Origin of the sequence: Microbacterium sp. Au-Mic1 (assembly GCF_021341785.1) — a bacterium.
Taxonomy (GTDB): domain Bacteria; phylum Actinomycetota; class Actinomycetes; order Actinomycetales; family Microbacteriaceae; genus Microbacterium.
In genome coordinates, this window is sequence record NZ_JAJTTF010000007.1 from 169,839 (window position 1) to 186,895 (window position 17,057).

Annotated in this window: 17 protein-coding genes and 1 tRNA gene; 5 read left to right on the forward strand and 13 right to left on the reverse strand. The window is 70.8% G+C overall.

The features are described from left to right. Positions 1 to 72: 72 nt before the first annotated feature. Positions 73 to 2,601 carry an HAD-IC family P-type ATPase gene (locus tag LXM50_RS11365; protein WP_233311434.1) on the forward strand — a complete coding sequence of 843 codons (2,529 nt, stop codon included), beginning with the start codon at positions 73 to 75 and terminating at the stop codon, positions 2,599 to 2,601. Here the strand turns inward: LXM50_RS11365 and LXM50_RS11370 are convergent. From LXM50_RS11370 to LXM50_RS11410, 9 genes are all read right to left on the reverse strand, one after another. Continuing rightward, positions 2,486 to 2,941, reverse strand: a complete 456-nt coding sequence (locus LXM50_RS11370; protein ID WP_233311435.1) for a hypothetical protein — start codon at positions 2,939 to 2,941, stop codon at positions 2,486 to 2,488. The two genes, LXM50_RS11365 and LXM50_RS11370, sit on opposite strands and share 116 nt — an antisense overlap. A gap of 64 nt (positions 2,942 to 3,005) precedes the next feature. Beyond that, positions 3,006 to 3,368 carry a nuclear transport factor 2 family protein gene (locus tag LXM50_RS11375; RefSeq protein WP_233311436.1) on the reverse strand — a complete coding sequence of 121 codons (363 nt, stop codon included), beginning with the start codon at positions 3,366 to 3,368 and terminating at the stop codon, positions 3,006 to 3,008. Positions 3,369 to 3,416: 48 nt separating this feature from the next. Further along, the gene (locus LXM50_RS11380; RefSeq protein ID WP_233311437.1) at positions 3,417 to 4,766 is read right to left on the reverse strand and encodes an HNH endonuclease signature motif containing protein; all 1,350 of its coding nucleotides are present in this window, start codon (positions 4,764 to 4,766) and stop codon (positions 3,417 to 3,419) included. A 52-nt stretch (positions 4,767 to 4,818) separates the two neighbouring features. Further along, the gene (locus LXM50_RS11385) at positions 4,819 to 5,475 is read right to left on the reverse strand and encodes a histidine phosphatase family protein (RefSeq protein ID WP_233311438.1); all 657 of its coding nucleotides are present in this window, start codon (positions 5,473 to 5,475) and stop codon (positions 4,819 to 4,821) included. Positions 5,476 to 5,544: 69 nt separating this feature from the next. Then, a complete protein-coding gene (locus LXM50_RS11390) occupies positions 5,545 to 5,886 on the reverse strand; it encodes a YidH family protein (RefSeq protein ID WP_233311439.1) in 342 nt (113 codons plus the stop codon). Further along, positions 5,883 to 6,245, reverse strand: coding sequence for a YidH family protein (locus LXM50_RS11395; RefSeq protein ID WP_233311440.1), 363 nt, complete (start codon positions 6,243 to 6,245; stop codon positions 5,883 to 5,885). Before LXM50_RS11395 ends, LXM50_RS11390 begins: the two co-directional genes overlap by 4 nt. Further along, positions 6,242 to 7,234: a formylglycine-generating enzyme family protein gene (locus LXM50_RS11400; RefSeq protein WP_233311441.1), complete on the reverse strand. Its 993-nt coding sequence runs from the start codon at positions 7,232 to 7,234 to the stop codon at positions 6,242 to 6,244. The genes LXM50_RS11395 and LXM50_RS11400 overlap by 4 nt, the downstream gene beginning before the upstream one ends. Positions 7,235 to 7,356: 122 nt before the next feature. Then, a tRNA-Ala gene (locus LXM50_RS11405) sits at positions 7,357 to 7,429 on the reverse strand. Positions 7,430 to 7,515: 86 nt separating this feature from the next. Then, positions 7,516 to 8,490, reverse strand: coding sequence for a hypothetical protein (locus LXM50_RS11410; RefSeq protein WP_233311442.1), 975 nt, complete (start codon positions 8,488 to 8,490; stop codon positions 7,516 to 7,518). 19 nt (positions 8,491 to 8,509) lie between these two features. On the opposite strand from LXM50_RS11410, the gene LXM50_RS11415 reads away from it, so the two are divergent. Then, complete coding sequence (locus tag LXM50_RS11415; RefSeq protein ID WP_233311443.1) at positions 8,510 to 9,886, forward strand: MFS transporter; 1,377 nt, start codon at positions 8,510 to 8,512, stop codon at positions 9,884 to 9,886. Positions 9,887 to 9,909: 23 nt separating this feature from the next. Here LXM50_RS11415 and LXM50_RS11420 read toward each other — a convergent pair whose 3' ends face one another. Next, entirely contained in the window at positions 9,910 to 10,605 is a 696-nt protein-coding gene (locus LXM50_RS11420; RefSeq protein WP_233311562.1) for a GNAT family N-acetyltransferase, read from the reverse strand. A 25-nt stretch (positions 10,606 to 10,630) separates the two neighbouring features. Continuing rightward, positions 10,631 to 11,527 (reverse strand): UTP--glucose-1-phosphate uridylyltransferase GalU, encoded by an 897-nt coding sequence (galU, locus tag LXM50_RS11425; RefSeq protein WP_233311444.1) that lies wholly within the window; start codon positions 11,525 to 11,527, stop codon positions 10,631 to 10,633. A 74-nt stretch (positions 11,528 to 11,601) separates the two neighbouring features. Between galU and LXM50_RS11430 the strand changes: the two genes are divergently transcribed. From LXM50_RS11430 to mscL, 3 genes are read left to right on the forward strand one after another with little or no spacing between them, the layout of a single operon-like run. Beyond that, positions 11,602 to 12,192 (forward strand): 5-formyltetrahydrofolate cyclo-ligase, encoded by a 591-nt coding sequence (locus tag LXM50_RS11430; RefSeq protein ID WP_233311445.1) that lies wholly within the window; start codon positions 11,602 to 11,604, stop codon positions 12,190 to 12,192. A 29-nt stretch (positions 12,193 to 12,221) separates the two neighbouring features. Beyond that, complete coding sequence (locus LXM50_RS11435) at positions 12,222 to 12,497, forward strand: FmdB family zinc ribbon protein (protein ID WP_233311446.1); 276 nt, start codon at positions 12,222 to 12,224, stop codon at positions 12,495 to 12,497. Positions 12,498 to 12,525: 28 nt separating this feature from the next. Beyond that, on the forward strand, positions 12,526 to 12,939 hold the full coding sequence (gene mscL, locus LXM50_RS11440; RefSeq protein ID WP_233311447.1) for a large conductance mechanosensitive channel protein MscL: 414 nt from the start codon (positions 12,526 to 12,528) through the stop codon (positions 12,937 to 12,939). 136 nt (positions 12,940 to 13,075) lie between these two features. Here the strand turns inward: mscL and LXM50_RS11445 are convergent, their stop codons facing one another. Then, positions 13,076 to 13,309 (reverse strand): hypothetical protein, encoded by a 234-nt coding sequence (locus LXM50_RS11445; RefSeq protein ID WP_233311448.1) that lies wholly within the window; start codon positions 13,307 to 13,309, stop codon positions 13,076 to 13,078. Next, on the reverse strand, positions 13,302 to 16,961 hold the full coding sequence (locus LXM50_RS11450; protein WP_233311449.1) for an AAA family ATPase: 3,660 nt from the start codon (positions 16,959 to 16,961) through the stop codon (positions 13,302 to 13,304). The genes LXM50_RS11445 and LXM50_RS11450 overlap by 8 nt, the downstream gene beginning before the upstream one ends. Positions 16,962 to 17,057 lie beyond the last annotated feature (96 nt).

Sequence of the window (17,057 nt, forward strand, 5' to 3'; positions counted from 1 at the left end):
GGGCCGCAGCCGGACCGATAGACATGACACCAGCGGCGCCGGTGGCGACGCGACGACCGAGGGGGCCGATTCGTGACCGCACAGACGCACACCGCTGCGACGAACTCCGCGACCGGCCTGGATGACGCCGCGGTCGCCGCCCGCCTCGCGGACGGCCGCAGCAACGCCTATCAGGCGGACACCAGCCGCAGCGCCTGGAACATCGTGCGTGCCAACGTGTTCACACTGTTCAACGGGATCGTGTTCGCGTGCTTCTTCGTGCTCTTCCTCGTGGGGCGCTGGCAGGACGCGCTGTTCGGCTTCGCCGCGTTCGGCAACGCCATCATCGGCTGCATCCAGGAATTCCGCGCCAAGGCCGCGCTCGACAAGCTCGCGCTGCTGAACGCCCCGCACGCGACCGTGCTGCGCGCGGGCGAGGAGCACGACGTCGCCTCCGCAGAGGTCGTGCTCGACGACGTGCTGGTCCTGCGCGCCGGGGATCAGATCCCCGCCGACGCGCAGGTGCTGACCACGCGCGGCATGCAGGTCGACGAGTCGATGCTGACGGGCGAGTCGGATCCGGTCGACAAGCTCCCGGGCGACGAGCTGCTGTCCGCATCCGTCGTCGTCGCAGGTGAGGCGCGGGCGCAGGTCGTACGCGTGGGCGCAGACTCGTACGCGAACCGCTTCGCGGGTGAGGCCAAGCGCTTCTCCCTCGTCTCCAGTGAGCTGCGCACCTCGGTCGACCGCGTGCTGCGCTGGATGAGCTGGCTCATCGGACCGATCGGGCTTCTCGTGTTCAACGCACAGGTCATGGTCGTGGGCGGCTACGAGAAGGCCTTCCGCACCGGCGCGTGGGTGCAGGCGGTGGTGAACACGATCGCGTCGCTCACCGCGATGATCCCGCTCGGCCTCGTGCTGATGACGAGTATCGCCTTCGCCGTGGGCGCTGCTCGGCTGGCCGCCCAGAAGGTGCTCGTGAACGAGCTGCCCGCGGTCGAGGGTCTCGCCCGCGTCGACGTGGTGTGCCTGGACAAGACCGGGACGCTCACCGTGGGCGAGATCGCCTTCGACGAGGCGCACCCCGTGGCCGGCGCGGGCGAGGCCGTCCACGGCTGGCAGCGCGTGCTCGGCTGGTATGCCGCGGCGCCCGAGGCCAACGCGACGGCGCGTGCCCTGCGCGGCTCCTTCCCCGCCCCGGCAGCGGGCGGAACGGACCCTGCCACGATCCCGTTCTCCTCAGCGCGCAAGTGGAGCGCGGTCTCGTTCGGAGAATCCGCGGAGAGCTGGGTGTTCGGCGCTCCCGAGATGGTGTTCGGCGACGCCGCGACCGATGCCTCCGGCGAACTCGGCGCGCTGGTGACGACCCTCTCCGACACCGGCCGACGCACTCTCGTGCTCGCCAGGGCAGGAGTCGCGCTCTCCGATGCGCAGATCGCGGCCGAGACGCTGCCGGACGACCTCGTGCCCGTCGTGGTGCTCACCTTCCGGGAGCAGGTGCGACCGGATGCCGCCTCGACGCTCGCGTACTTCCGCGAGCAGGGTGTGGGGATCCGGATCATCTCCGGCGACAACCCGCGCACGGTCGCGGCGATCGCCCGCGAAGTCGGGCTCGATGCCGCAGACGGATTCGATGCGAGGAGCCTGCCGGACGACGACACCGAGCTCGCGCAGGTGCTCGAGGAGCACCTCGTGTTCGGCCGTGTCACGCCCGAGCAGAAGAAGCGCATGGTCGTGGCACTGCAGTCGCGCGGGCACGTCGTGGCGATGACCGGCGACGGCGTGAACGACGCACTGGCGATCAAGACCGCCGACATCGGCATCGCGATGAACTCCGGCTCCCCCGCCACCAAGGCCGTCGCACGCCTGGTGCTGCTGGACGGCCAGTTCTCGCATCTGCCCGATGTGGTCGCGCAGGGTCGGCAGGTGATCGCGAACATCGAGCGCGTGTCGATGCTGTTCCTCACCAAGACCACCTATGCGACGGGGCTCGCGATCCTGTTCGGCTGCCTGGTGATGGAGTTCCCGTTCCTGCCGCGTCAGCTGTCCATCACCGACGGACTGACCATCGGGATCCCCGCGTTCTTCCTCGCCCTGATGCCGAACGCCCAGCGGTACGTGCCGGGGTTCCTGCGCCGCTCGCTGAGCTTCGCGATCCCCGCCGGAGTGCTCATCGCACTCGCGCTGACGCTGTACGCACGCCTCGCGACCGATCTCGGCGTACCTGCGGAACAGCTGCGCACGGGAGCGACCCTGATCCTCGCCATCGTGGGGATCTGGGTGCTCACGGTGCTGTCGCGTCCGGTCACGCGCCTCAAGGTGCTGGTGATCGGGGCGATGTTCCTCGCGCTCGTCGTGGTGTTCACGGTGCCGCTGGCCACCACGTTCTTCGCGCTCGCGGATCCGGGACGCGACGCGGCCTACCTCGTCGCCGCGATCACGATCCTCACGATCTGCGGCATCGAGGTGGTGCGGTTCGTGCACACCCGGTTCGTACTGCGCGCGCTCACCCCTGGGCGGGATGCGGCTGCGACCGGTGCTCTGGCTGCGGCTGCGGCTGCGGCTGCGGCTGACGCGCGAAATAGCGCGCCCCCGGAGGAAGCCACAGCGCCAACAGCGTGAGCAGGTCGATCGCGACGCTGACGATGCTCCAGGCGTCCCAGTCGGTGAGCAGGAACGAGAGCGCCGCGAGCAGCAGCTGCACGCCCAGGTAGATCGTGGCCAGGAGCCGCGCGAGGCGGCTACCGCGGCCGATCGCGCCCGCCACGGCGAGGGTCAGCAGCCCGAACAGGATCACGCCCGCCCCGATCAACGACACGGCGAGCACGTCCCCCGCGGGGACGTCGTATCGGCTCAGCAGGATCAGGGTGCCGACCAGTGCGCTGCCGATGCCGTTCAGCGCGGTGAGCACGACGACGAGCGTGACGACCAGCGGACGCCGGGTCATCGGAGGGGCGGTCATGGGCTCACTGTAGCGGGCGACGATCCGGGTTGCCGATCGCCCGGAAGCATGCCCGGCGTCGACCTCATCCGCGCGCTCGGTCCTGCGGCGGTGGCCCGTAGGAGAGCCGGTCGAAGATGAGCACGGTCTCGCTGATCAGCCCGCCGCTGACCGTGAACAGCTCGGCGGCGGGCGCGGTCGACGTCGCCGCGGTCTGCGGGTAGTAGAACAGGGCGACACGATCGTCGTCCACGAAGGATGCGATGTCCTCGATGCCGGTGAGCCGTGGGGCGAACCCGGCGATGAAGGCGCTGTACGCCTGCTTGCCCCGCAGGTCTCCCCCGGGCGCGCGGCACACGATGTCGTCGGCGACGAGCGCCATGGCGCCGTCGACATCCCCGCTCGTCCAGGCGAGGTGGTACCTGCGTACGATCGATTCTGCGGTCATGATGGACTCCTTCGTGAGATGTCAGGACGTGGGAAGTGCTGGCGCCGGTCAGACGAATGCGACGCGCCGTGGGGGTTCGTCGACGTAGGCGTGACCGTCGGGGCTGATCCATTCGATGACGCCGCCGGGCCGCTGGAGCGCGCGCCATCGCCAGCGGTCGTCGAGGTCGGGGTGTTTCAGCGCATGATGTCCGCGGCACAGGCAGCACAGGTTGCCGAGATCGGTGGGGCCGCCTTCGGCGTGATCGTGGTTGTGGTCGATGTCGCAGGGACGGGCGGGCATCCGACACCCCGGGAACCGGCAGCGCTGATCCCTGGCTCGCAGGAATCGTCGCATCCGCTCCGTGGGGGCGTACGTGTCGGTGCGGGTGAGCATCCCGCGAGCGTCGAGGAACAGCCGGTCCCACACACCGGCGGTCGCCGCGAGGTGTCGGGCGAGGTCCACATCGATCGGACCGTACCCGTCGAGCTCGGCGGGCCGGTCGTCGGCACCGGTCAGGGTCGGTGCGGCGATCGTGACCTGCACGGTGGCGCGGATGCTGTCGATTCCGCTCCCGTGCATCAGATCGGTCTCGGAGGCGAGCAGCAGATCCGTCGCGATGTCGGCGCGAATCTCATCGAGAGACCGAGGATCACGGGCCGGTTCCTGGAGGTCGTCCGCCATCGATGCGAACAGCTCCAGCCGTCGCCAGTCGTCGTCGGTGAGTTCCTGCCCCACCTGCGGGGCATGCGGACCGCGGAACGCGCCGCCGACCTCGGCGGCGCCGGTCAACCGGATCCGCCGGGCGATCGCCGTCAGGCGATCCTGGGCGGCATGCGCGAGTAGGGAGGGCATCAGGATCTCCAACCAGGCCATCCCATCGTCGACATCGGTGACCCGCACCTGCCGATCGCCGCGGGCACGGCGATGTCTCTCGGTCATGCTCTGCGGGACGACCGCCGCGGCCGCAGACTTCGCGAAAGCCTCCGCACGCGGCGCCGTCTCCGCGGCTGCGCACGGGACCACGAGCGCCTCGTACCGATGGTGCGCGCCCACATCCGCGATGTCGAGCGGTGCCGCAGCCTGCACGATCACGACCGCGTGCCGCAGGGAGATCTCTCCTGCAGCGAGCGCGGCCCTCGTCGCCGGAAATCGGTCGTTCAACGACCAACCCGTGCTGAGCGCCCTTGCCGCAGCAGCACGGGAGATGCGCAGCCCTGCAGAGACCTCCGCGAGCATCGACCGCTCGGCACTCTCGTAACCGTCGGCACCGGGCGGAATCTCGTCGAGCAGCAGCTGCACCCGCGCTCCGAGCAGGGCCGACTTCTCCGCCTCGAGGGCGGCGATCCGACGGTCGATCTCGCGGCATCGGTCCAGGATCCCGTCACTGCGGACGAGGTACGGATCGATGATGGCCATGTCTCATTCGAGAACAAATCTTCGAATGAGGGAAGGGCTCGCTCGATTCCTCTCAGGACTCGGAGGGCTCCAACGGCAGTTGCGGGCCATGGTTCCAGGCCAGGATCGCGGGCTGCTCGCGGGTGAATCCGAGCACCGAGACGGATCCGGCATCCAGCGTGATCGCGGCCCCGAAGCGCGGAGCCTGGCGCAGGAACACGGCCGTCAGGATCCGCAGGTAATGGCCGTGCGCGATCAGCGCGACATCGCCGTCCACCATGGCCGGCAGCACCCGGGTGAGCACCCGCGAAGCCCGTGCGGCGACCTCCTCGACAGTCTCCCCCGGAGTCTCTCCGCGGACCACACCGTGCGTGAAGGCGCTCCAGTTGTAGCCCAGCTCAGCGCGGATGTCTTTCGTGGTGCGCCCCTCATAGCCGCCGTAGTCCCACTCCACGAGGAGCGGATCGACCTCGGCTTCGAGTCCGGCGAGCTCGGCCGTGCGCCGAGCTCGCTCCAGCGGTGAGGCCAGGACGAGTCGGAAATCGTAGCCGGTCACGAGCGCGCCCGCGTGCCGGGCCAGCTCCTCCCCACGCGGGGTGAGCGGGATGTCCGTACGACCCGTATGCCGGCCGCTGCGCGACCATTCGGTCTCGCCATGGCGCAGCAGCACGAGCTTGCCCTGCGGATTGTCCGGGGCGGGGCGGTCGGGCAGCGGGTCGAGAGTCTCCACCCCGCCACCGTAGCGCCCTGGACCCCTGTCTCCGCCGTACGGGACACCCTCAGCGCCCGACGGCGCTCCTCAGCCGCGGCCGAGCACGAACAGCAGGCAGAGCACCCCGACGAGCAGCGTCGCCGCCGTCAGCGCGACCACCGGCCAGCCCGAGCGCAGCACGACCGGTTCGGTCGAGGTGAGCGCCCGGTGCTGACGCCGGTAGCGGCGGTGCGAGCCGACCAGCACGACCAGAGCAAGAGCGAGGCCCGCGAACCCGAGCACGAGCGCCGCCGCGCCGATCACCGACGGCAGGATCCGCATGATCACGACGGATCCGCCGGCGAGCGCGAGCGCGGTGCGCCGCCAGGCCAGGGCGGTGCGCTCGGGCTGCAGGCCGGGGTCGAAGACCCGCTCGGGACCCCCGGTCATGCCAGGAGCACTCCGAGCAGCACCAGGATCCCGGTCGCGACGACCACGAGGACGAGCGGGATCGCGATCCACGGCGGACCCAGCGGGGTCGACTCCCGCAGCGAACGCTCCGTGCGCATCCAGCCCAGCCAGGCCTGCACGGGTGTCAGCAGTCCCGCCACGATGAGCAGGATCGAGGCGGCGTGCCGGAACCCGGGGTGCATGCCCAGCCCGAGGGCCTCGAGCGCGACGCCGCCCGCGAGCAACGCCAACGACGTGCGGATCCAGGCCAGGAACGTGCGCTCGTTGGCGAGCGTGAACCGGGCGTCCGGCTCCTCGCCGCGGTCGTAGACGCGCCGGGGGAAGCGACTGGTGCTCATGCGTTCTCCGTTCGGAGCGAGACGGTGCGGAATCCGGCGTTGCCCATCGACGAGTCGGGAGTGTTGGAACTGCGCGCGGAGTTGCGGTAGCGATTGCAATAGGAGATGTGGCATAGGTAGCTGCCGCCGCGCAGCACGCGCGCCATGCCGAGCGACGGACCTCGGGGATCCGTTTCGGCCGAGCGCTCGTACGCCCGCGGATCGAACCAGTCCGCGCACCACTCCCAGACGTTGCCGACCGGCTGGAACAGCCCGTACCCGTTGGCGGCGAAGGCCCGCACCGGGGCCGTCGTCAGCCAGCCGTCCTCGAGCGTGTTCTCACGGGGGAACGACCCCTGCCAGATGTTCGTGCGCCAGCCTCCGTCGTCGGGCTCCTGGTCGCCCCACGGGTACTTCGCCCCGTCGAGGCCGCCGCGCGCGGCGTACTCCCACTCGGCTTCGGTGGGCAGCCGGCGGCCGGCCCAGTCGCAGTACGCGGCGGCGTCGTTCCAGCTCACGTGCACGACCGGGTGGTCGGCGAGCCCGTCGAGATCCGAGCGGGATCCGCCCGGGTGCGCCCAGTCCGCCCCGCGCACGCCGTACCACCATGGCGTGCCGGCGGCGGGGCCCATGATGTCGTCATCGGGAGCGCTCACCGCGAGGTGGAACACCGCCGAGAAGCCGAAGGTCTCCGCCTCGGTGCGGTAACCGGTCGCCTCGACGAAGCGGGCGAAGTCGGCGTTCGTGACCGTCGTCGCGTCGATCGCGTATCCCTCGAGCGCGACGGTGTGCCGGGGCGTCTCACCGTCTCCACGGTTCTCATCGCCCGAGGAGTCGCCCATGACGAACGTTCCGGCGGGGATCCGCGCCTGCGCGATCGCATGGCGCCCGGCCGGGGCTGCTCCGCCCGTACGCGGCGCGCCGAGCAGCGGAAGCGCCGCGCGCCCGCCGGACAGCACGTCGCGAGGCGGCGCGCCGCAGGCGCAGTCGGGACCGCAGGCTTCACCCATGGGATCCATCATCCTCTGCGGCCCGCGACCCGGCGAATCGGGACGGTCGCGGACGGGCCCGCCGCAGGTCGCGGCGAGCACGAAAGAGGCCCCGAGCGACTGCTCGGGGCCTCTTGTTCCGGTGGACCCAGGGGGATTCGAACCCCCGACCTCTTCATTGCGAACGAAGCGCGCTACCAACTGCGCCATGGGCCCGTGAACCAGATCAGCCTAGCACGGGCATCCGGCCGCACTCGTCATCGGCGGCGCCTGCCACGCCCGCCGGGCGTGTCGGATCCGGCTCAGCCCGCGGCGCGCTCGGCGAGCAGTCGCCGCACGTGCGCCTCGATCTCGGCGTCGTCGACGTAGCCCATCCGTGCGTACGGCGACTCCGGCGCGGTCGCAGGTACGGGCATCGGCACGGGCGCCTGCGAAGCGGCGAGCTCATCCGCCTTGCGCTGCAGTTCAGCGGCGCGGGCGGCCTCGCGTGCGAGCGCCTGAGCGTCGATCGTGGCGCGCGCCGCGTGCGCGCGGGAGCCGGCGACCGAGGTCAGCGGCTCGGGCAGCGTGCGCGGCGTCCAGGTGCGGGGCCCCTGGTCGTGCAGCTCGGTCTCGCGCACGGACGAGTCGTCGACGGCGGGCGCCGCCACGATGCGCACCGAGCGGCGGGCCGCACGCCGGGCGACGGCTGCCATCCGCTGCAGCATCAGGAGGGCGAGCAGCGCGACGGCGCCACCGGCCCAGAGGAGGATCGAGGAACCGCCGACGACCAGCTGCCAGACACCCACGCCGGTCGCGGCGAGCGCGAGGACGAACATCACCGTGGCGACGAGTCGCGTACGGCGGCGAGCACGGGCTCGCAGGAACGCCGGATCGGCGTGCGTGGCGGCGAGCTGCTCGCGCAGCCGCTGCAGATCCGCCTGCTCGCGGTCGCTCTGCAGCCTCTTCGCCAGCTTCTGCTGGGCGAGGGCCGTGCGGGCGTTCAACTCGAGCTGCACCTCGCGCGGTGCCTCGCTGGTCTCCGCGAGCACCCGCAGGGCACGGTTCAGGCGCAGCGCGTTGCGCTCGGCGGCGTCGTACTGATGCTGCCCCCGCCACGAGGGCAGGAAGTAGAGCAGCCACAGCAGCGCCGCGACCAGGACGATCACGCCCCCGCTCAGCACCGGCCCGTTCATGCCCTCCACGGTATGCGACGGCCCGCCCGCGACCGCGCCGACACGCGCACGCCGAGCCCAGGCCGGGCCACGCAGCCCTGCCGCCGCCCCGATGTCCGCCACGGCGAGTAGGGTCGGCCACGTGGCCTCGTTCACCCCTCTGCAGCGCCTCGTCATCGCGGTCGCCGTCCTCGCGTCGTTCGTCACCTTCCTCGACGGCACCGTCGTCACCGTCGCCCTGCCGGCGATCAGCCGTGAACTGGGCGGAGGCATCACCACCCAGCAGTGGGCGGTCGACGCCTATCTGATCACGCTCAGCGCTCTGATCCTGCTCGCCGGATCCGTCTCCGACGCTTACGGGCGAGTGCTGGTGATGCGGATCGGACTGATCGCGTTCGGCATCGCCTCGATCGCCGTCGCGGCCGCGCCCACTCCCCTGGTGCTCATCATCGCCCGCGCCGCGCAGGGCGCCGCGGGGGCATTGCTCGTTCCGAGCTCGCTCGCCCTGATCACGGCCGTGATGCGCGGCGAGGTGCAGTCCAGGGCGATCGGGGTGTGGACGGCGTTCACGACCGCCGCGCAGCTGGTCGGCCCGTTGCTCGGCGGACTGTTCGTGGACCTGCTCTCCTGGCGCTTCGTGTTCCTCATCAACGTGCTCCCGATCGCCGTCACGCTCCTGCTCCTGCGCCGACTCCGCCTGCCGGAGCACGAGCGCACCTCGCAGGTGGACTGGCTCAGCGGGGCGCTCTGCGCGATCGGCCTCGGCGGAGTCGTCTATGCGCTCATCGAGCAGCCGCATCAGGGTTGGGGCTCCCCCGTGATCCTCGTCACCGCGATCGGGGGCGCAGCCCTGCTGGTCGTCTTCCTGCTGCGCCAGCGCCGCCCGCACCCGCTGATGCCGCTGTCGCTGTTCCGGGTACGCAACTTCGCCTGGGGCAACCTGTCGACCCTCTTCGTCTACGCGGCCCTGTCGCTGAACGGATTCGTGATCGGCGTCTACCTGCAGCAGGGCGCGGGGCTCAAGGCCACGGAGGCCGGCCTCGCGAGCCTGCCCATCACCATCCTGATGATCCTGCTCAGCTCGCGCGTGGGCCGCCTCGCCGGACGGCTGGGGCCTCGCCTGTTCATGGCGGGAGGCCCGCTGGTCATGGCCGCGGGGACGCTGCTGCTGCTCCTGGTCTCGGAGGAGTTCGACTACTGGTGGCAGGTGCTGCCGGCGATGATCGTGCTCGGCATCGGCCTGTCGCTGACGGTCGCCCCGCTCACGTCGGCGATCCTCGGATCGATCGACGAGAACCGGTCCGGGATCGCCTCGGCTGTCAACAACGCCGTCTCGCGCGTGGCGGGGCTGCTCGTGGTGGCGATGCTCTCGACCATCGTCGGCGGCACGCTGAATCTGCCGGGCTTCCACAGCGCCACCTGGGTCACCGCCACCCTGTTCGCCGTCGGCGGGGTCGTGTCGTGGATCGGGATCCGCCGCCCCACCCCGGAGCCCGTTGCCCAGCCCGTCGAGGGCTGAGCGGCTTCACCGACGAATCGCGCTCAGCTCTGGACGCCCGATTCGCCACGCAGGCCGGATCCGCCCGTCACACGGGTCGGGGGCACCCCTCCGGCCTCACCCGTCGCGCCGGTCGACGGCAGGTCCGAGGCCGGCACTGCCGCCCACTCGGCAGGGACGCGTCCCGAGGCCCAGCGGTTCAGCACGCCCTCGGGCACATCCTCACGCACCAGCGAGAACGCGAGGTGGTCGCGCCAGTCGCCGTCGATGTGGATGAACCGCCGGCGCATCCCCTCATAGCGGAAACCGAGCTTCTGCACGACCCGCAGACTCGGCCGGTTCTCCGGCCGCAGGCAGATCTCGATCCGGTGCAGTCCGAGGTCGGAGAACGCCAGGTCGGTCGCCATCGCGACGGCGGCCGGGGTGATCCCGTGTCCCGCGAATCGCTCGCTGACCCAGTACCCGATGGTTGCCGAGCACAGGGATCCGCGCATGACTCCCCAGATGTTGAGCTGCCCGGCGATCTTCCCGTCGTACTCCATCACGAACGGGTAGCCGCTGCCGTCGCGGTACTGCTGCAGTAGGCGCCGGATGCTCACCCGCATGTCGATGCCGGTCTGCAGGCCGGGCAGCGTCGCCTCCCACGGCTGCAGCCAGCGTCGGTTGGTGACGAGCTCGTGCTGCAGCGGGCGCGCGTCCTTGGTGCGGATGAGCCGGAGTTCGACCGGTCCGTGCCGCATCGGCGCTGAGACGTCCACGATCCGCTCAGATCCTCTCGGCGAACTCCTTGAGCCAGACCCGAAGGTCCGGTCCGAGGTCATCGCGGTCCGCGGCGAGCTGCACGATCGCCTTGATGTACTCCAGGCGATCGCCCGTGTCGTAGCGGCGCCCGCGGAAGATCACGCCGTGCACGCCGGGTCCGTCCGGATCCGCGGCGAGCTCCTGCAGCGCGTCCGTGAGCTGGATCTCCCCGCCCTTCCCCGGCGGAGTGCGCTCGAGGATCTCGAAGATCGACGCGGGAAGCACGTAGCGGCCGATCACGGCCAGGTTGGACGGCGCCTCATCGCGCGCAGGCTTCTCGACGAGCCCGGTCACATGCCGGATGTCGCCCGCAGCACCGTCCGGCACGCCATCCACCGCCGCCGTGCCGTACAGGTGGATCTGGTCGAGATCCACCTCCATGAGCGCGATCACGGCCGCGCCGCTGCGCTCATGTTCGGCGATCATCGCCGTCAGCAGCGGATCGCGTTCGTCCATGAGGTCGTCGCCCAGCAGCACCGCGAACGAGCTCTCGCCGACGTGCGTGCGCGCGCGCAGCACGGCATGTCCGAGCCCCCTGGGCTCGCCCTGGCGCAGGTAGTGGATGTCGGCCATGTCGCTGGACGCGACGACGCGGGCGAGGCGGCTGTGGTCGCCCTTCTGCGTCAGTTTGCCCTCCAGCTCCGGCACGGAGTCGAAATGGTTGGAGATGGCGTTCTTGTTGCGCCCGATGATGACGAGGATGTCCTCGATGCCCGCGGCCACGGCTTCCTCGACCACGTACTGGATCGCGGGCTTGTCGACGACCGGCAGCATCTCCTTGGGCATCGCCTTCGTGGCGGGAAGGAAGCGCGTTCCCAGGCCGGCCGCGGGGATCACCGCCTTGATGCGTGCCTTCGTCATCTGCTCAGCTTACGGGCGCGGGCGCGGATCCGGCCCTCAGCCGACACGCGCGGGCCCCCGGTAGAATCGGGGCCATGCCCGGCGAGATCGACCATGCGAAACGCGCACTGCGCGCCGATCTACGCGAGCGCCGCGGTCTGCTGTCCGACCCGCAGCGCGCCGCAGCCGAGACCGCTCTGACGGCCCGTCTGGACGAGCTGATCGCCACGACCGGCGCCCGCTCGATCTCCTGCTTCCTCTCCACCACGACCGAACCCGGCACGCGCACCTTCATCCGCGAGGCGCTGGCCCGCGGCATCCGCGTGCTGCTGCCGATCACCCGCGAGGACGGCCTCCTCGACTGGGCGGTGGCGGGATCCGACGAGGAGATCACGACCGGCCTGCATGGTCTCCCCGAGCCCACCGGCGAGATCCTCAACCCGATGGCGCTGGACGAGGTGGATCTGCTGCTCATCCCGGCCGCCGCGGTGGATCGCACCGGCATGCGGATGGGCTGGGGGCGCGGCTACTTCGATCGCACGCTCGGCTCGATGCAGAAGTGCCCGCCCGTGTACGCCGTCGTCTACGACTCCGAGATCCTCGACGAGGTGCCCCACGACGTGCACGACCAGCCGGTCACCGGTGCCGTCACCCCCCTGCGCACCGTCGTCTTCCCCCTGACCTGACCTTCCCGAACCGAGACCTGCGAGGCCCCATGCCCACCTACTCCTATGCCTGCACCGCGTGCGGACACCGCTTCGACGCCGTGCAGTCGTTCTCCGACAGCGCCCTCACCGAATGCCCCGAATGCCAGGGCCGGCTGCGCAAGGAGTACGGATCGATCGGCGTGACCTTCAACGGCTCGGGCTTCTATCGCACCGACTCCCGCGCGGGATCTGGGGTTTCCTCCTCGACGGGGGCATCATCGAAGACGGAATCGACGGCGAGCGCCAAACCCGCGCCCGCCTCCGCACCGGCCTCGGGATCCTGAGGTCGACTTTCAGGGGAGAGAAAGAAGCATGATCAAGGGGTTCAAGGAGTTCATCCTCCGAGGCAATGTCATCGACCTGGCGGTCGCGGTCGTCATCGGCGCCGCATTCTCGGCCATCGTCAACGTGGTCGTCGACTCGCTCGTCAACCCGCTCATCAGCCTGTTCTTCAAGGCGGACAGCCTGAACGAAGCACTCAAGGTCACCGTGCCAGGTTTCTTCGGCGGGTCGGCGACGTTCGCGTTCGGCGCGATCATCGGCGCCGTCATCAACTTCCTGGCCGTTGCGCTCGTCGTCTACCTCGCGTTCGTGATGCCCATGAACCACTTCAACCAGCGCCGCGCCGCCAAGGCCGGGGTCACCGAGGAGCCCGAGGCGCTGCCCACGGAGCAGGAGCTGCTGATCCAGATCCGGGATCTGCTCGAGAAGCAGAAGTCGGCCTGATCGGAACCGTCCTCGACGCCCCCGCGCCCTCGTGGTGACGGGGGCGTCGTCGTCCGATCGGGTCGGTGAGCGAGCACCGGCGCAGCCGGAGCGAGACGAAACGCCGCTCGCCGGCGAGAGCGCCGTGCACCAGGCCTCAGTAGTGCGGTGGAACCTCGCGACGCAGCGCCGCATCGTTCGGACCCGCCGCGCTCTTCGCCTGCGCCCCGGTGTCCCGGTCGCGTTCGTCCGGCTCGGCATGCGTACCCGGCGCCGGGGTGAGCTTCGCGCGCCGCGACCCGCGCACGCGCACGACGCGCTGGCGGGATCCGGCTCCGTCCGCACCCGCCTCGGTGGACGCGGACGTCGGCTCAGGCTCGCCGTCAGGCATCGTCGACGTCGAGCGGCTGGGTGTCGCCGTCCACGCGCGGCGCGTCGAGGGGCACCCCGAGCACCTCGCCGATGCGGCGCGCGACGCCGGCAGGATCGCTGTACAGGTCGAAGGCGTGCACCCTGATGTAGTGCCAGCCGAGGCGCCGCAGCACCTGCGGGCGCAGTCGCAGGGTCTCGCGAAGCGACTCAGGACGAGACTCCGGATCCGGCTCGATCACGACCGCCTTGCCGGCGTGCTGCGCCACGAGGGGCAGCAGCCCGCGGTAGTCCACGTCCACCGAGACCCCGATGCGACGCAGCTCTCGCGCGAGCGCGAGCGTCAGCGGATCCGCCTGGTCCTCCGCGCGATCCTCGCGCGTGTGCCCGGCGAGGTCGCCGAGGATCGACATGAGCGTGGCCGCACCGTGGTCGAGACGCCCTTCGTCGAACGAGGACGGGCGGATCGAGGAGACCATCACCATCGAGCGGCGCGCCCTGGTCATGCCGATCGTGAGCAGGCGGTCACCATCGGGCGAGGACAGGTCGCCGAAATCGCTGAGCACGCGGCCGTGCTTGGTGACGCCGTAGCCGAGCGAGAAGATCACGCGGTCACGGCTCTCCGCCGCCGCCTCCTCCAGCGTCAGCACGATGAAGGGCTCCTGCGTGTCGCGTCCGACGAACTCGGCCACGTCGCTGCGCCCCGCGAAGGCGATGGACACCGCCGCGAAGACCCGTTCGGCGTGCGTGCGGCTCGCCGTGACGACCATGAGCGACTCGGTCGGACGATGCACCGCGTGCTCCACCACGAGCGTCACGACGCGGGCGACCTCGGCCTCGGGGCTCTCCATCGCGCCGGTCTCCGGGTGCGGGATGCCGACCCCGCCCTCGACGTAGTCGACGGTCAGGGATCCGCGACCCAGGTAAGAACCGGCCCAGGGCAGCGAGACGATCTCGCCGCCGTAGAACGCGTCGTTGATGAGTGACGCAAGGTCCTCGCCGCCGGCCCGGTAGCTGCGGGTCAGCGTGACCACGGGCAGAAGTTCGGAGAGGCGCTCGAACACCGAGACGTCGTCGAACGGCTCCTCCACCTCACGGTCCTCCGCAGGCATCGTCGCCACCTGGAACGCGGTCGGCTTCTGCAGCACCGGGTCGCCGAACGCGACGATCTGACGGGCACGGCGGATGGCAGGGGTCGCCTCGGCCAGGTTGATCGCGGCGGCATCGACGAGGATCACGGTGTCGAACTCGACGGAGTCGGGCAGATCCGGCACCTGATAGGGCGAGGCGATCCAGACCGGCGCGAGCACGCGCATGAGCGTGGGCGCCGCGGCCACCAGCTCGGCGACGGTGGTGCGATGCTGCGTGAGTCCGTGACGGAGGTTCTGCGCCTCTGCGGCCTCATCGACGATCGAGATCCGCCACTGGCCGCTCAGCTGCCAGGCGAGCAGCGGCCCCGCGGCGCCGGCGTGCGCCTCGTCGACGAGGCGGAAGTCGCGCTCGAGCTGGTCGACGACCGAGGTGTTCGCCCCCAGCAGCGAGCGGTTCTGCCGGAGAGCCTGCTCGAGCAGGGACTGCCACCAGGCGTACTCCAGCTCCGCGCCGACACGATCCTCGGAGAGGTGTCGGGTGGACAGGTCGATGAGCAGCGGCTCGAGGCCGAGCCCCGCCAGTTCGTCGCGGATACGGGCGCGCTCGATGAGATTCTCGAAGACGTCCGACTTCGCGGCGAGGCCGGCGAGCGTGCGCAGCAGGCGCGCGACGGGCAGCGTCGCGAGCGGCTCGCGGCGGCCCAGCGCCGCATCGAGCTCGGCAAGCTGCGCGTCGACATCGCGCCAGGCCACCGAGGCGTCGGCGAGCCCGAGCGGTACCTCGGGGGCGACGCCGGCATCGACGTAGCGCTGCCACTCGGTGCGCTGGGCCTGGATGCGCGTGAGCGCGTCGTGCATGTCGCCCACATGCGCGCCGGGGCGCACGTACTCCTTGGCGAGCTGGCGCAGCCGACGACGGTTCGCGCCGGTCAGCGCCGCGCTCTCCCTGCGGCTGCCGTGGGCCTTGATGAGCTCTCCGAGCGGACGCTCGAACACGGCCGGGGTGAACCGGTCGAGCGAGTCGCGGATCCCCTGGAGCAGGCGCAGGTACTCGCCGAGCTCGGAGATCGTCGAGAACGGACGCATACGCGTCTGGGCGACGAGCTCGTAGCCCTGCTCGAGCAGATCCGGCACGGTGCGGGCATGCAGCCCCTCGGCGAGCGCGTGCACGCGATGCGCCTCGTCGGAGGAGGAGAAGACCACCCCGTACCAGGGCGAATCGTCGGGCCCGAACCGGAACTCCCCCAACCGCGCGGCCTGCGCGAGCGCTTCGGCGGCGTGGGTCCGATCCTCCGCGAGATTCTGCAGCGCGGGCCGGCCGAGCCGGGCCGTGGTGGACGGCGGCGTCGGCAGCAGCGCGAGCCGGGTGAGCATACGAGTGGCGTCGAGCACGCTGGCGCCCAGCGCCGGGTCCCTCTCCGTCAAAGCACGGCGGTAGTCGCGCAGCACCGTGCGCAGTCGGAGCAGGGCGTCATCGATCTCAGCGAGCTTGGGCGCGGCGGCCTTCTCGTTGCGGCCGATCGCGCGCACCAGATCCCGGCGCACGGAGGCCGGGGAGACCGCGAAGCCGTCCAGCCCGATCCCGCTCAGGCGGTGCCGCACGCCGTCGAGCGTCGAACGGCGGGGCGAGACGACGAGTACGCGCTTGCCCGCGCGCACCAGCTCGCCGATGGCGTTGATCACGGTCTGGGTCCCGCCGGTTCCCGGCAGCGTCGAGACGGTGAGCGAGTGCCCGGCCGCGATGCGCGCGAGAACCTGCTCCTGCTCGTTGTCCGCGTCGAGGAGGAGGTTGTCCGAGGCCGGAGCCCGGTCGTCCGGACCGGCGGCGGACGGGGTCGGACCGGGTGCGGTCACACGCTCGCGATCGGCGGCGTGCCCGGCCAGTGCGTTGAGCACGGGATGGTCGAGGTCGTGCGCGTCGCGGGCCATCGCGGTGCCGACATCGGCGAAGGTGGACACCACCATGCGCGGCTGCACCGAGAACGTGTCGACGGACGACGTCGCCGCACGGAGCATGTCGATGGCGGGCTGCGGGGCGAACACCCCGTTCTGATATGCCAGGGCCGCGAGCCTGGCATCGTCGATCGTGATCCCGAAGTGATCACGGGCGATGCGCACGAGCTCGGGGTTGAGGAAGAACTGTCCGTGCAGCTTCAGCTCATAGTCGGCGTAGTGCCGTCGGATCGCGAGCGGCCGCAGCAGCATCGGGGCGGCGTAGTCGACACCGCCGATCCGCCAGGTGCACAGCCCGACCGCGAGGTGCACGGCGTCGAGACCGCGCACGGTGCGCAGCTCGGTGTTCTTCGCCGTGATGCGGTCAGCGGCCAGACGGGCGTTGCGCAGCCCCACCTCGTCGCGGAACAGGTTCGAGAGCAACGTGGAGCGGCCGGTGATGAACTGGGGCAGGCTCCCGGGGTGCGCCCGGGAGATGTCGATCCCGCCGGCGGCGACATCGCGATAGGCCGTGAGCGGCGATGGCCCGCCGAGCTCCGCGGCCTCCGCCCTGAGACGAGCCCGTTCGACGGTCGCAGCGTGCGCCACTTGCACGCCCGGCTCCGCCACGTCGACGTCGCTGGGCGTCACGGACCTGTCCTCCGCGTTCTTCCCGTCACGTCGCCACACACGACAAAGACTAGGCGTGCGGGATGGGCAGAACCGTCAGATCCGCTGGGTTTCGCC